Source organism: Tenacibaculum profundicola, from assembly GCF_057220795.1.
Genome location: NZ_CM170137.1, coordinates 1,263,029 through 1,276,442 on the forward strand (window position 1 = coordinate 1,263,029; position 13,414 = coordinate 1,276,442).

17 protein-coding genes are annotated in these 13,414 nt (G+C 31.6%); all 17 read right to left on the minus strand.

Annotated features, from left to right (window positions below; translation table 11 throughout):
- Window position 1: 1 nt before the first annotated feature.
- The gene (locus AC2TDS_RS05300) at window positions 2-1,003 is read right to left on the minus strand and encodes a PKD domain-containing protein (RefSeq protein ID WP_484738079.1); all 1,002 of its coding nucleotides are present in this window, start codon (window positions 1,001-1,003) and stop codon (window positions 2-4) included.
- On the minus strand, window positions 993-1,235 hold the full coding sequence (locus AC2TDS_RS05305; protein WP_484738080.1) for a hypothetical protein: 243 nt from the start codon (window positions 1,233-1,235) through the stop codon (window positions 993-995). The genes AC2TDS_RS05300 and AC2TDS_RS05305 overlap by 11 nt, the downstream gene beginning before the upstream one ends.
- A complete protein-coding gene (locus AC2TDS_RS05310) occupies window positions 1,235-1,690 on the minus strand; it encodes a hypothetical protein (RefSeq protein WP_484738081.1) in 456 nt (151 codons plus the stop codon). The genes AC2TDS_RS05305 and AC2TDS_RS05310 overlap by 1 nt, the downstream gene beginning before the upstream one ends.
- 13 nt (window positions 1,691-1,703) lie before the next feature.
- Window positions 1,704-2,204, minus strand: a complete 501-nt coding sequence (locus AC2TDS_RS05315; protein WP_484738082.1) for a hypothetical protein — start codon at window positions 2,202-2,204, stop codon at window positions 1,704-1,706.
- 1 nt (window position 2,205) lies between these two features.
- Window positions 2,206-2,748, minus strand: a complete 543-nt coding sequence (locus tag AC2TDS_RS05320; RefSeq protein ID WP_484738083.1) for a hypothetical protein — start codon at window positions 2,746-2,748, stop codon at window positions 2,206-2,208.
- On the minus strand, window positions 2,745-4,214 hold the full coding sequence (locus AC2TDS_RS05325) for a phage terminase large subunit (protein WP_484738084.1): 1,470 nt from the start codon (window positions 4,212-4,214) through the stop codon (window positions 2,745-2,747). Before AC2TDS_RS05325 ends, AC2TDS_RS05320 begins: the two co-directional genes overlap by 4 nt.
- Window positions 4,211-4,774 carry a terminase small subunit gene (locus AC2TDS_RS05330; RefSeq protein ID WP_484738085.1) on the minus strand — a complete coding sequence of 188 codons (564 nt, stop codon included), beginning with the start codon at window positions 4,772-4,774 and terminating at the stop codon, window positions 4,211-4,213. The genes AC2TDS_RS05325 and AC2TDS_RS05330 overlap by 4 nt, the downstream gene beginning before the upstream one ends.
- Before the next feature lie 710 nt (window positions 4,775-5,484).
- Window positions 5,485-6,228, minus strand: a complete 744-nt coding sequence (locus tag AC2TDS_RS05335) for a hypothetical protein (protein WP_484738086.1) — start codon at window positions 6,226-6,228, stop codon at window positions 5,485-5,487.
- 81 nt (window positions 6,229-6,309) lie between these two features.
- A complete protein-coding gene (locus tag AC2TDS_RS05340; RefSeq protein ID WP_484737691.1) occupies window positions 6,310-7,824 on the minus strand; it encodes an IS1182 family transposase in 1,515 nt (504 codons plus the stop codon).
- 163 nt (window positions 7,825-7,987) lie between these two features.
- On the minus strand, window positions 7,988-8,683 hold the full coding sequence (locus AC2TDS_RS05345) for a DUF4240 domain-containing protein (RefSeq protein ID WP_484738087.1): 696 nt from the start codon (window positions 8,681-8,683) through the stop codon (window positions 7,988-7,990).
- A 154-nt stretch (window positions 8,684-8,837) separates the two neighbouring features.
- The gene (locus AC2TDS_RS05350; RefSeq protein WP_484738088.1) at window positions 8,838-9,212 is read right to left on the minus strand and encodes a hypothetical protein; all 375 of its coding nucleotides are present in this window, start codon (window positions 9,210-9,212) and stop codon (window positions 8,838-8,840) included.
- 149 nt (window positions 9,213-9,361) lie between these two features.
- Entirely contained in the window at window positions 9,362-10,018 is a 657-nt protein-coding gene (locus AC2TDS_RS05355) for a hypothetical protein (protein WP_484738089.1), read from the minus strand.
- Between the two features lie 212 nt (window positions 10,019-10,230).
- The gene (locus AC2TDS_RS05360; protein WP_484738090.1) at window positions 10,231-11,118 is read right to left on the minus strand and encodes an XAC2610-related protein; all 888 of its coding nucleotides are present in this window, start codon (window positions 11,116-11,118) and stop codon (window positions 10,231-10,233) included.
- Window positions 11,119-11,268: 150 nt separating this feature from the next.
- Window positions 11,269-11,814 carry a hypothetical protein gene (locus AC2TDS_RS05365; RefSeq protein ID WP_484738091.1) on the minus strand — a complete coding sequence of 182 codons (546 nt, stop codon included), beginning with the start codon at window positions 11,812-11,814 and terminating at the stop codon, window positions 11,269-11,271.
- A 361-nt stretch (window positions 11,815-12,175) separates the two neighbouring features.
- Window positions 12,176-12,544, minus strand: coding sequence for a hypothetical protein (locus AC2TDS_RS05370; RefSeq protein ID WP_484738092.1), 369 nt, complete (start codon window positions 12,542-12,544; stop codon window positions 12,176-12,178).
- A gap of 16 nt (window positions 12,545-12,560) precedes the next feature.
- Entirely contained in the window at window positions 12,561-13,055 is a 495-nt protein-coding gene (locus tag AC2TDS_RS05375) for a hypothetical protein (protein WP_484738093.1), read from the minus strand.
- A 12-nt stretch (window positions 13,056-13,067) separates the two neighbouring features.
- Window positions 13,068-13,403 carry a hypothetical protein gene (locus AC2TDS_RS05380; protein WP_484738094.1) on the minus strand — a complete coding sequence of 112 codons (336 nt, stop codon included), beginning with the start codon at window positions 13,401-13,403 and terminating at the stop codon, window positions 13,068-13,070.
- Window positions 13,404-13,414: the final 11 nt, after the last annotated feature.

Consider the following 13,414-nt stretch of genomic DNA (forward strand, 5'->3'; position numbering starts at 1 on the left):
TTTAACAATGTTGAACTGGTGAATTATGACTTCTTGTTAATGTGACAGAATTACCCCCTGTTACACTTAATGTTATTGTTGTAATTGCTAGCTGATTTCCTGTTGCAGCATCGATCCCAAAAGTGTATACTTTATCTCCGCTAATAGTTTCTGTCATGTTTGAAGTGATAGGATTCAGACTAGTTAAACAAGCAACTCCTCGATAACCATATCCTCCACTTCCACTTTTAGTAATAGTAACTATTCTTGTTTCTCCTTGGGGCACTGTAACTTGAACTGCCATGCAAGATCCACAGCTATCATTGCTTTGCGACATTATCTCCACTTCATCTCTTTCTCCCCCAGGAAACAATATTGCTGGTAATACTACAACTTGGATAGTGTCGGTATCAGTTAATCCACTATCATCTGTTACTGTTAATTGAAATATATAAGCTCCTTCTTGTAATCCTGTTACAGTTGTTACTCCTGAATGTGGGTTGGTAATAGTTGATGCTCCCTCACTTAATCGTTCCCAAAAATAAGTGACGATTGTTCCGTCACTATCTGTGCTTCCAGTTCCATTTAAACTAACCACTTCATATAAAGACACAACTTGATCTATACCTGCATTCGCTACAGGAGGTGTGGCAGGTAACTCGATTCCATTAACTTGAAAAGATGTAGAATCCCATGTTACGCAACCGTCGTTATCTTCACATTTCATATAAACATAAACCGTTTTAGGGTCTTTTGTTGAATTTGTAAAAACGGTGCCTACATTTAAGGAAGTCAATAGCGCTTCGTTCTCAATCGGTAGTGGCAAATCCGTGAGATTGTAGAAATACTTTGGGGGTAGGTCATTGCCAATACAAGAACCAACTATACTAAACAATGATTCTCCACTTTCTATTAAAACAGGGCTAACAGATAAAGATGTTGGTATTTCAGGGCATAATTTACAACGCTCATCCTCAATCAATACAAGAGGTCGATATATGATTCCTTTTATCTCAGTTGGCATTTCTATCTAATATTAATTGTGTTACGTAATTGATACTAATTAAGACTCCTAGTAATGTCAAAACATGCCATTTAAGCACATAAACTGTGCACCCTACAAAAACAGCTCCTAATACAATTATTGATAATTGAATTGCTTTAGTAAGTATCCTTGTTTTTTTATCAAACTCTTTTCTTACATTTAACTTTATTTGTTCAATCTCTTTATCTGTAATTGATTCTACATTTTCCATTATGCTACTTCTTTTAATATTGATTCTTCTATTTTAAAAGCGACTACTCGACCTACGTTTTCATATATTTGCTGCACTCTTTGATCTGTTATTACCCCGTCTATCAAATCACTTCCACCATCTTTGTATATTTCTGTACCCTGTTTACTTATTTTAACCGCAACAGCCCAAGCAACATTTAACGCCTCTTTCCCTGTTTTCTTTAACTTTACTTTCACCCATTCTTCTAGTGGACTTATTGGAGGTAACGCTCCAGGTCGTCTACCTTTTGTTAAGTATTCAGTATAGTCTGTTCCGTAAATAACTCCTTTACCGCTACTTACGACTACCTCTAAAGATTCAATCCATTTACCTGATGCTTTTTGTCCTAAATCAATATGTTTTTGTTTAAGTTCCTCGATAATTTCAAGTAACTCAACTTCTAATGCTTCATCTATGGTCTTTAATAAATCCATTGTAGTTTTATTATTAATTAAAATATTGTCTAACAGTCACTCTATAATCAACACCTGCCCAATTACTATCTCCAAATGAAAACAACGGTTTTGTCTCTTCGTTAAACACTATTCCCGTATTTCCATCAAACATTGTACACATGTCGTCTTCAAAATTGCATGATATACAATCCATTAATGGATCAACGTGTTTATCATAAATACCTTCATCACAATTAAACTCTGTCCCTTTTTGTTTTTGAAAATCAGATAGTTCAACTATTTTGAAATGCAACAAGTAATCGCAATGGGTAATCGTTGCTATACCAGTGAGGTCATTTATTGTTTTATTTGGTTTTATTACAAGACCTTCCAGAAAAATATGAGTACAACATTTGCTATCCTTTTTTGGTTTATAGATGTTTGTAGTGCCTTTTATATGATCATTGAAGGTTTTAACATATACCCAACATTTGCCGCACTTTTGTTCAGTGTTCCATTTTTTAAATAAACTTGTTAATGTTTGATTAATCATTTTACTGTTTTTTTTCTCGTTGTATTTCTAAATTTCTCTTTATATCGTTTTCAATCTTTGTTTTGTATAACTTATTAAAAACATCCCACCATTCTATCTTTAACACCAATTCCCATTTTAATATATCTCCATCTGCAAGAGCATCTATCGTGTTTAAGTCTCCAAACTGATTCAAGTTTTCAATTCCTGCGGATAATAACTCACTATCTGTTTCGGTGGCGAGTAACCTTTCGTATTCGTTTATTTTTTTAAAATTTGCTTCAATGATATTTACTGTCTTGAAATAGTTTTTGATGTTACTATTATAAATGGTCTTCTTCCTAACGGTTACTCCATTCAATTTTGCTACAAATTTTATCATATCATCATCTACTATATTATTTTCCTCTATCATTCTTTTCAACCTTATCACATCTTCGTACTTCAAATGAATAAAAGGCTTTATATCAAACATTGAAGTCACGCTTTCTGGTATTAACTTCGAGAGTGTTACGACTTCTTTTAGTTCGTCATCACTATATTTTATAAGCTCTCTAACTTTCATCTAATTTTTAAATGTTTAGCTTTTCTTGGTTTCCTTTCAGCGCCAGAGTATTTTGCAAAATCCTCTTTAAAATATTCGCACATGAAATAATCATCCGTATCAGTTAAATGCCCATGCTCTTCATATGTGATTTTAGTAACAGGATGTTTAATCTTCTTTTTATGTTTTGTGCCGTCAGGGGCTTCTTTTACACATTCATAGTCATCAATAGTTTTAGTACAATCTTCATCTATCGAATAACTAACGCCCTCTATATACCCTGAAAAAATATCGTTCATAAAGCTCCCTCGTAATTGTACGTTAGGGTTCTTGCTCGGCAACCTACGTTCTGTTTTATATCCTGCTTTTTTTAGATGGTTTTCAATTATAGTAAAGAAGTTTTGACCTTTTTCTAACTTAGAATCAGCCTTTAAACTAGTGCGGTCTCCGTAGATGTATATCTTATGATTATTGTTAGGGTAAAGCTTAACAAGCTTATCCAAAGTATGTCTTAATGTATTAAATGGGTGTTCCAAACATATTTCGTTGATTTTCCTAGCTTTCTTGCCTTCTGCCTGATATACTGATAATGATATATATGGATTTACGTTTTCATCGAATGAAAGATGTAGAGGTAGTTCTGGATTATACTTGTGTTTTACAACGTTAATGTTTGAATCAAATGACTTATAAAATTCGCCACCTCGACTGACATTGCCCCACAACCCTTGTACGTTTACCTTATATGCGTTAGGGTTGGTTTTCTTTAATATATTATAATCTGCTATTAGACTTTCGTCTTTAAAACCATAAGTACCACAAGGGCTTCCTATTGTCCAATAGTTGTCTAAATAGTTTGTGTGAATTAATATTGTGGTGCCGCAACTTGATATTTTAACCGAACTCTTAGGATTAGGTAATATATAATCGGTGAGTAACCATTGATATTGATCTACCAGTTCTTTTTTTACCCAACTATTCTTACTTACTGGATTCCATGTCGCAAATAATATTTTTCTCCCTTCTCCTCGTAATGATAGGTTTATTTGATCGTATTCTGATTTAAAAAACTGATCCAACTCGTCAAGCAAAATAAAGTCATACCCCTCAACCCCTTTTGCCTTATCCTCGTTATCTATACCTGTTAAAATCGCTTCTGTACCAGCTATGGATCTAAATTGACGATCAAGTTTCGTCCATCCTTCTTGTAAACGACTAGTTTTTATAGCTAGCTCAAAAGACTTCTTAATGGTAGTCTTAACTCTAGCCGATTCTTTCCTAAGCAGAATTGAACTTCTCCCTTCTTCAATACCTTTTTTGGCAATATTTTGACATATAGACACTGTTTTACTTGAAGACTTTCCTCCATAAGTAAAAACCCTCTTCACTTTTGGCATGTTATCTATAATATCCTCTATAATAAAGAATAAAGGATTAAACCACTTCCTTGAATAAGTAATTGTCGGTATGTTCGTGCCTGCCTTCAATTTTCGTATTTAGCTTTGTATCTCACTCCTAAGTCCAAGCCTTTAACATTATTTTCTTTACGATCAACTAAGCCTAGATCTCTTGCAATGATGTTAGGATTTAAAAACCCTGCTGCTGCACCTTCAAACTTTTGAGTATAGATAATTTCACGCACACGTGTAATGATCTTAGAAAAATCTTTGTCTAGTTCAGTCTTTTCTTCTTCTCTTATCTCTTCTAATCTCCTTTCAAAATGATTGAAGTAAGCTTGATTACAATCTAAATAAAGGCATAGTCCAGATAAGGTGTAAGGACGCATTTTAGGTAATTCAGCAATATCATATGGAATCGTTGTTTTTACTTTAGAATTAAAAGTTTTCCCTTTATCTTGATTTACAGGTGTGCTGATCTCTTCTACTCTATTACCTTTTACAATTTGGGCTTCCATTAATGGATTGTTATCACACCATTCAAAATACTCACAACAAGCATCGTAAAGTAATTCTGGAGTTTCAAATAATTTATTCCTTCCGTGTTTACTTCTAAGTTTCCAAAACTGATTTTTCTTAGGTGCTCCCATTTTTATATTAATTAAACAACTTTACACTTGCTTGAAGTTCTTTGATTTCCTTTTTTAGCTCTTGAAGTAGTATCTTCTTTTCGAAAGCGTGAAGTTTGCTTATCGTATTAGCCTTTATCCTAAGCCTGTCAATGTAGTCTCTGCCCTTATATCTTTCTAGCCAATCAACGAACTCAAGTGGAGTCTTATGTGCTGAAAAAACACCACTAAAGACATGATGAGCTACACATAAGCAAATCCCATTCTCAGGCAGCCATCTAGTGGAACGCTTAGAACGAGAGAATATATGATGACTGTTTAGTCGAGGTGTCTTCCCACAATACTCGCATTTATTCTTGGCTCTTAATTTGACCAATAGACTCCATGCATCATCTAATTGACCATCAATGCCTTTTAGTTTTTTCAAACATTATAAATTTGTAAGTAATTTGTGCTTATGGCTGCACGCCGTGAAGAATCGGATTATTTTAAAAGCCCCGATGTGCTTATACAAATATACAAAATAAGTAGCTGATATTCAAATGAAAAGCTGTTTTGATCTAGTGAACAACTATTATTCTATAATTCATTTACTTAAATATTGGACATAAAAAAACACCTCGTAAAAGGTGTTTTGTGGTAAGTATATTATATGTTTTATTCCTTATGCGCCCAACAAATCATATAGCGTTAGCCTATCGGCACGCCATATGCTTAGTTATTGGCAACAGTTATTTATTTCTAACTAATTTCAGCTTATTGTTTTCTATTTCTAGATATTGACTTTTTTCAGTTTTCCTCCCCAAATAAAGGATAGTGCGATTTTTACTAATTCTTTTTCCAATATGATGACTCCAAATTCTTTTTTCAGAGACTTTGTCAATAATTATAATTTTTCCTTTCTTAATTTTTGTGAGATAAGTAGCGTTATCAAATGTCATTATATGAAAAAGTAAGTTTTTATATAAAAAACTTACCAAAGTCAAAATTTCGTCTTTACTCCAAAGAACTGTTATTCCTTTTCTTGATTTAGATTCAAAATCTCCTGCGTAATACATTGAATTTCCGTTTTTATCTTTTCTAGGTTTAGGTTTCTCAAATATCTCTAAATTTTCAGGATTATCCACTTCAATTATTTCAGAATAGCCGCTCATATGAGCTAAAGAATTTGTTATTATGTATTTATTTTCAATTTTATTTACTGATTTTGGGCAAGTAGATTGACAAGAATAAATCTTTCCAGTTTTTTTATTTTCAAACCAAGTAGTTCCTCCCCATTCTCCCATACAAGTTCCTTTAATAATGTATTTTTCATCTTCAAAAAGAACTTTCCTTTTGTCAGTATCATTTTCTATTTTTATTTTATCAAATTTGCTTTTAATTAATATTTCTTCTATTTCAAAAACACTCTTTTCTTGGCAAAAAGAATTAGTCAATGATGAAATCAGAATTATAAATGTAATTAGTTTTGTCATTTTAATTGTTGCCAACGGGAGTTTGCGCACAAACTCTGATTATTATTGTAAAAGTAGCTATTATTTCTTTTTTAGCTTGTTCTAAGGGTGCTTAATTATTAGTGGATTTACAACGAGGAAGTTACTTTTAAATAAATAGGGTCTTGTAAAGTCTAAAAATAGCTTGTATAGGTGCAAAATATGTCGGTCAAGCGCTTTTAGCTTGTTTTTTAGATCGTTTGGAGTAAAAATAGACATAAGTCTTCTAAGGTTGTAAACCATCATCATCAAATTAACTTCTGAAAGTACGTTTTCTTTGCCTTTCATAAGTGTAAAGGTAAATCCCCATTGTCGTTTTAAAGTGCCGAATTGATGTTCGGTTACTTGTTGCCTTAACCTATAATAGTCTGGATTTGAATCTACTCTTTTTTTATTATTCTCAAGGGCTTCTTGGTAAATGGATCGTTCAATAAATCGTCCGTTTTTATTGGTGGTACATTGTGCTCTAAGGTCACAATTTTTACAGGCTTGTCGGTTTTTATAATGTTTTACTTTATGCTTGTTTTTATTGTAAATAGTTCCGTTGGTTTTAAGTAGTTTATTAGCAGGACAGGTATAATAGTCTTGTTGTGGATTGTATTTAAAAATTTGCATATCATACAAGCCGTTGTTTTGAGAAGAATGTGCCTTTGGTGATGAAAATGTTGTAATGTTATTTTTGGTGCAAATATCAATGTGCTTCCCTGTTGTATAACCTTTATCTGTCAAAACATTCATCTGTTTCAATTTTAGTATTTTTTTTGCATCTAAAGCCATTGGAGACAGCGCATGAGTGTCGTTTACTGTTCCCGTATCGTTATTAATAAATAGGTTGTGTTTACTATCACATCCAGCCTGTATACAATAACCTACATTGATGATGTTTCGGTGTAGCACCACACTTCTGGCATCTGGATCGCTTAAACTTATTTGTGTTTGTTCACTATCAATAAGTTGCTTTTCTATGTTTATATAATTAAGTTTTTTATTATGCTGATACTCTATTTTATGTTTGATTTTTTCTTGTTTATCGAGCTCATCTTCTTGTTCTAATTGACTTAGGTATTCATTTATTTTATCATCAATATACTTGATATGCCTGTCAATTTTCTTTTGGTTAAAATTGTTTTTGAGTGCATTCTGAGCTCTAATTTTAAATGAATCTATTGCTATAGTTTGACCATCAATAAGCTCCATGTCTTTAAGCATTAGTACAAAATATCTAAAGGCCTGTTTAAATGCTTTTGAATTATCTTTTCTAAAGTAAGCAATTTTACGAGCTGATGGTTTGAGTCCTTTGATTAGCCAAATCACTTCCATATTAACCTGACAGGCATGTGCTAACTTGCGTGATGATCGTAAATGATTTTTGTAGCCGTACAACAATAGTTTCAATAAGTCTGTTGTGGCATATGGTGGACGTCCCTGACTTGCATGTTCATGCTTAAAACCTAAAGTATCTATTGGTAAACACGCTACAAACAAATCAACTATTCTAGCCCAAGAGTCTTGTTTTACAAATTCATCAAACGATATCATTTGTAATTGATTTCGGTCAAATCCTTGAATAAAATCCATATAAAAATTAGTGTTTAATTACACTATTAAAATACGAATAGTTAATCAAATTTAAAACCTTTATAGTAAGAGTTTTTGCGCAGTCTGACGGTTAGTATAAGAAGCGTAGCCTGCCGCTAGGCGGCTATGATTTCTTATACATTGTTACCACCTTTTTTCTTTTTTAATTCCACATTTTTTCGAAAAGTCTTGGACAAATTGCTTTCATTGTTTCTGGCTTTTCTTCTTCCCAAGTGAACTCAAACTGCGGATAATTCCCTTCGTTTGTTTTAAAGTCATCAGATATATAATCGTATAAGTCTTTTCCAGTTTTGTTATTAAACGCAGTTAGAGCTACATACCAAAAATCTTCCAAGTCGTAATATTCTTTATCTTCAACATATTCAGAAATCAAATTGTCAGGGTTTTCCTTTGCACTATAATAAACTTCTTTGCCACGAGAAATCACCCAGTTTCTAAAATATTCGAAACCATCATCTGAGCATCCGCCATTCATTATATATCCAGCACACCACATTTCGGAGTTATAAGTATCATAAAGAAGTTTATCTGTTCTCAATCTGAATCCAATTATTTCTTTTGGAGTTAGTTTTTCAATTTCTTTAACCAGAAATGACATTTGTCCAGATTCATCATTACTGTTTTTAATCGACTTATCTACAATTTGCCAAAATATCGATTCGTCTAAAATTTCACTGGTTTTCTCAATTTCTTGATTGAATGTTTTAGGCTCTTCTTTTTTGCTCGGACTATTCTTTCCTAAAAGTTTGTCAAATATTCCCATTTCATTATTGTTTTTATCTACTCCATTGCAACTCAATAAAAAGAAAGTTGCGGATATGATTGGTATAATTTTCATTCTTCCTAATTGGTGGTAACGTTTGGGGTATGGTTTGTTATGGTGTTTTGGCTCGAAATTAATAAAACAAAAACTTTTAATAAGTAATTACTTTTCTGAAAAAGGATATAAACCGCAATGAACTATACCCTCATGTTGTGTGTAGGCTTTTTCATTACATTCCTAATAACTCTTTCCGAATAAATCTTAAAGATTCAGCATAATAATCATTTCCACCCCAGTCTCCAATTTCTATTTGTGTTAGTTCATTATGCAAACAAATAACAGGTGTCATAGGTTCTAATTGTATTCCAAAAGATTTTTTTCCGTCATCATATATTGCGTAACTATTTTCAGTTTCAGCTTTACCCCAACTAGTTTTTTCAATCAGTTTAGTAGCTTTATAGAATTTTAAATAATCAAATATTTTAGGTTCATTCACTCTTAAGATGTCATATAAATCTTTGCCAAATTCAACATATCTAGTTTTAACTTCCTTGAAAGTCTCCTCTGTATATTCTTGAGAATTATTTAGTAAAGGATGTGTCATCTCATTTAGTTATTTTGGCTTACACACAACGGTCTAGTATAAGAATAGTAGCGGGTTTTTAACCACTAACTTTTCTTTTAAATACCGACCTTTTTAGATTTACTTACTTTCGTTTTTAGCGAATAAACCGCTATTATTTTTATACATTGTTACCTGCTGGTTTTTATTTTTTCAAATTCGGTTTTCAATTCCGCTTTATATTTTTTCACTTCTTCTGATGTGTACATACAACAAAATCCGTCTTGTATTTTCCAAGTCCGAAATTTATAATTCCGTCCATTTGATTGGAATTCAGATTCTGTCATTCTAACAAATCCCTTTTCTGTTTCGTCAGAGCCTAAAAAAATTCCAGAATTCATTTTTATTTCTGTTTCTCGAAGGTTTTCATTAAAGTCAGAAGACGTTAATAAAATTCCGCTTTTTGGTATTTCTATGCTTTTATTCCAAGTCAAAGCTGATATTGACAAATCTTTCGAGTTTTCAACTCCATAAATTATTGTCACATAACTTTCGTTAAATTCAGTTGGAATAATGAGTGTTTTAGTCCGATTGAACTTATAACCATAGATTATTATTACCAACAGGGCTAATGCTATTTCAGTCAGGAATATTTTTTTGTAATTATTGAGCCACTTTTTTAGTCCAAAGTCAATTCCAAACAGTAAAATTCCGATTACTATTAATCCAACAACAACAAAAATTCCCCAGCTTAAATTCCTTTCTTTTATCACTATAACAATCGCATATACAATAGATGCAATTGATAAAATCAGAAATGGCGTTATTTTTTTCAGCTTGTTGTTCATTTAGCTTGCAGGTAACGTTTAGTATATGGCAAGTAGGGCAGTAGAAAGCGATAAACTTTCAAGTTTGCACTGAGCCAAAACGTTGTATTTTGTTTTTATTTTATTCATTCTTAAAAGCCAAATCAACGATTTGGCGGTGTTTCAAATAACCACTGATCTTTCGTAAACCACCGAACGCCCTATTTGCTATATACAGTGTTAGCGGTATACCTTTATTCATATCCCATTCCAGTAAACCAGTCGTAGCCTTGAATTACTTTGTATTCTGTCGGGACTGAACTTAGAACTTTTAATGTTTTGAATTTGTCGCCAAATGGTATGTCCGTTGATATTAAAATCTTACCTGTCTTTACACCCTTGTCATTTTTCTCGTAAGAAACATATTCCAAAGTGTCTATTTGTTCTCCATTCCATTTATACTTATACAACTCGGTTTCGCCCGGATGACCATAACATATACCTCTAATTATTTTTTCTTTTGGTGAAAAGGTTGGATTAATAAATTCAAAGTTCTCTGAAAATGTTTTTTTGTCTTGTCGTAGCAGATAAACATTGCTGAATGCTTTTAAGCAGCAGCCATTAGAACCATACCAATTAACAACAAAGTCATTAAGTCCATCACCGTTAATATCTTTTATTGTGTCATTTACATAAGTCATAGTCCATTGTTCATGAGAAACTACTTTTTCAAATTTACTGTCAACTTTTGAATAGATGTCAATATAAATGGCACTTGGTTCGTATCTCCGTATTATGAGGTGAGGGTTTGCATTTGTAAAGTGATAGCCTAAATTAATTTCCACACTCACCGAAATACTGTCAGGTGAAATTTCATACTTCTCAATAAACCTGTCCTTATTGATATTTTGATTTGCAATTTTTAAAGCCTTTTGTAGAACCTTGTCAAGTCTTAAACTGTCTGCATAGTCTTGCGCTTCAATTTTCCTCCTTTTCTTTAAACGTTTCTGCTCTTTTTTGTCGAGAGTTGTCTGTAAAGTGTCAGAGGTGACAATAGTATTTTCCTTCTTTCCGTTTGGTTGTTCGCACGAAAAAAATATCGTAAAAATTACTAATGCTAATATGTATACTGTCGTCTTCATGCGGTTACCGCTAACGTTTTGTGTATGATTAGTTGCGAATTTTTTTACCAAATTTAAGCAAATATTATTGTTTTTGGTTTCAACGAACACTTTCTGAAGTAACCTAAACTCAGCAATTAATTATACATTTTGTTACAAAATGTAGCGTAATTATTTTATAATTGTAAATTTCATTTTATGATTAATTGGAATAAGAGTATCCTTTTTAATAACGTAAAGAGTGTCAATAAAATCATTAATCGCTAATTTTTTATTTTCATAAAGGACTAGAGTATCATTATTTAGTAAGTATTTACCTTTGTAAAAATGAACATCATAATTAGCATCCATAATTAACTTATATTTTCCATTCCTTTTCAAATTTAATATACCTTTACGTGTTTGATTATTCAGTTCTTCGGCTTTTAAAATGGTTTCAGATTCAAAGATTTCTATATTTTTAAATACAATTAATATAATAAATAAAATTAAAGTTAGCCAAGTTGATGATTTATCAAATTTCTTTTTCTCATATTTTACTTCATCTTTATTTAAATACCGTTCATAAAGAAACAAGCATATATATAATATTAATAAACCCAAAAAATAAATTGTATTTATCAAACCAATTGAGTAATACTCGAGAAATGGAAAAAATTGATAAACACCAAGTCCTCCAACTATACTGAGATATATGAGAATGTTAAAACGTTTCATTTTCTATAAGCTATTTTTTGTAACTAGTGTATATGCACAATTGCGCATATCTACCTTTCAAATATAAGTAAATAGGACTGAGATTAAAATTGTTTTTAGGGTTGATTGTATATCTAGGTTTAAGTTTAACATCTAATTACTAAAATTTCATTGATTTCCAAGTATTTATACTTCTATATGAAATAAACATGAATATCATCCCAAAGAATTTATCATGTTAAAAGATAATAATATGTTTACAAATAACCGTTTTATAAACGTTTATAGACGTTTATAAACGTCTATAAACGCTTATTGTAATTTACTTACCACAATTATGTCAAAGAACTTTTCCGATTTTAAGGTGTCGAAGAACCTACACTTATTTTATCCATTTAAAATCAAGATTGACAACAGTTGTTTCAACCCACTTGTAATCTTTCTCTTGAAAATCTTCGTCAAAGTAAATTTGTAGTATAACTGGAATTCCATTTACCACAAAAGTTATACTTCCATAAAAATCAAATTCAAAAATTCGTTTTTTTAACTGTTTACACTTATCACTTAAATCTTCGGTTTGTTCTCTTTGTTCTATTGGTTTAGTTTTACCCCAAACAGTTCCTACACAAGCATGGATAGGTATCCATTCTTTAATAAGTTCAACCATTTCTTTTGGTGGTTTAACTTCATCAAATTGTTCAGAAATATCAAATTTGGTTAAATCTGGGTATTTGTCTTTAATTTCTCTCATATCCGTTTATTTACTGTTAGTTTAATATTGGTTTTGTCGTTAATAGAAGTGTTTTAACCACTTCAATTCCTTTTTCAGTTACTGAATATATTTGGTTATTAAACTTCTTGTAATTCTCCATTAAACCTAGATCAACAAGCTTTTCACAGTTTTCGTTTTTTGATCTATAAGAAGAATAGTTTCTGTAAAAATCCTCTGGGCAAACTTGACCTATTCTTACACCTAAAGAGTGAGTTAAATGGTGTATTTGCTTTTCTGATAAATCATTTAACAAAACACTCTTTTCATGGCTATATAAATCTCCCTCTGGAAATCTTCTAGTCCTAATATGTTTCTTCAATTCAAAGAACGGATAGCATTCATCATTCATACATTTATCATTAACAGCTTCCTTTTGGCTTTTACCATATATTACTTCAAATTGTTTTGGGTCTTCCCACATATCATACGTGTACGCATCTATAAATAAGTCAGGAAAAACACATTTATATGCTTTTAAAGTTCTATTCATAATCCTACAGGTTTATTGATTTCTTTCTATATAAAAAAGTTCAGTTTTTAAGTCTGATAATTCAGATTGTAATCGCACCATTTTATCGGAATCCTCTTGCCATTTCTTTTGTCGATTGATCATTTTCCAACATTCTTTTTCACGTTTAGACAAAGCTTCCATTTTATCGATGAAAGATTTTGAAGTTCTTTTTTCAATACCCTTATTATTCTCTAATAGTTGATGTGCTTCTTTTCTAACACCCATTAAATCAACTGCTGGACTTGCATTTTGTATATCTTCAAGAGTATTCAATTTCTTCGTTATTCTTTTAATACTCTCTCGAATTACTTTCTCTTTGGTAGTCATTATTTCTACAG

Bases quoted from the DNA above. Each gene is read 5' to 3' on its own strand.
- AC2TDS_RS05340 (WP_484737691.1), bottom strand. From the start codon at position 7,824: ATGGATTTTATTCAAGGATTTGACCGAAATCAATTACAAATGATATCG.
- AC2TDS_RS05345 (WP_484738087.1), bottom strand. From the start codon at position 8,683: ATGAAAATTATACCAATCATATCCGCAACTTTCTTTTTATTGAGTTGC.
- AC2TDS_RS05380 (WP_484738094.1), bottom strand. From the start codon at position 13,403: ATGACTACCAAAGAGAAAGTAATTCGAGAGAGTATTAAAAGAATAACG.
- AC2TDS_RS05300 (WP_484738079.1), bottom strand. From the start codon at position 1,003: ATGCCAACTGAGATAAAAGGAATCATATATCGACCTCTTGTATTGATT.
- AC2TDS_RS05320 (WP_484738083.1), bottom strand. From the start codon at position 2,748: ATGAAAGTTAGAGAGCTTATAAAATATAGTGATGACGAACTAAAAGAA.
- AC2TDS_RS05335 (WP_484738086.1), bottom strand. From the start codon at position 6,228: ATGACAAAACTAATTACATTTATAATTCTGATTTCATCATTGACTAAT.
- AC2TDS_RS05315 (WP_484738082.1), bottom strand. From the start codon at position 2,204: ATGATTAATCAAACATTAACAAGTTTATTTAAAAAATGGAACACTGAA.
- AC2TDS_RS05330 (WP_484738085.1), bottom strand. From the start codon at position 4,774: ATGGGAGCACCTAAGAAAAATCAGTTTTGGAAACTTAGAAGTAAACAC.
- AC2TDS_RS05375 (WP_484738093.1), bottom strand. From the start codon at position 13,055: ATGAATAGAACTTTAAAAGCATATAAATGTGTTTTTCCTGACTTATTT.
- AC2TDS_RS05350 (WP_484738088.1), bottom strand. From the start codon at position 9,212: ATGACACATCCTTTACTAAATAATTCTCAAGAATATACAGAGGAGACT.
- AC2TDS_RS05310 (WP_484738081.1), bottom strand. From the start codon at position 1,690: ATGGATTTATTAAAGACCATAGATGAAGCATTAGAAGTTGAGTTACTT.
- AC2TDS_RS05360 (WP_484738090.1), bottom strand. From the start codon at position 11,118: ATGAAGACGACAGTATACATATTAGCATTAGTAATTTTTACGATATTT.
- AC2TDS_RS05355 (WP_484738089.1), bottom strand. From the start codon at position 10,018: ATGAACAACAAGCTGAAAAAAATAACGCCATTTCTGATTTTATCAATT.
- AC2TDS_RS05365 (WP_484738091.1), bottom strand. From the start codon at position 11,814: ATGAAACGTTTTAACATTCTCATATATCTCAGTATAGTTGGAGGACTT.
- AC2TDS_RS05370 (WP_484738092.1), bottom strand. From the start codon at position 12,544: ATGAGAGAAATTAAAGACAAATACCCAGATTTAACCAAATTTGATATT.
- AC2TDS_RS05305 (WP_484738080.1), bottom strand. From the start codon at position 1,235: ATGGAAAATGTAGAATCAATTACAGATAAAGAGATTGAACAAATAAAG.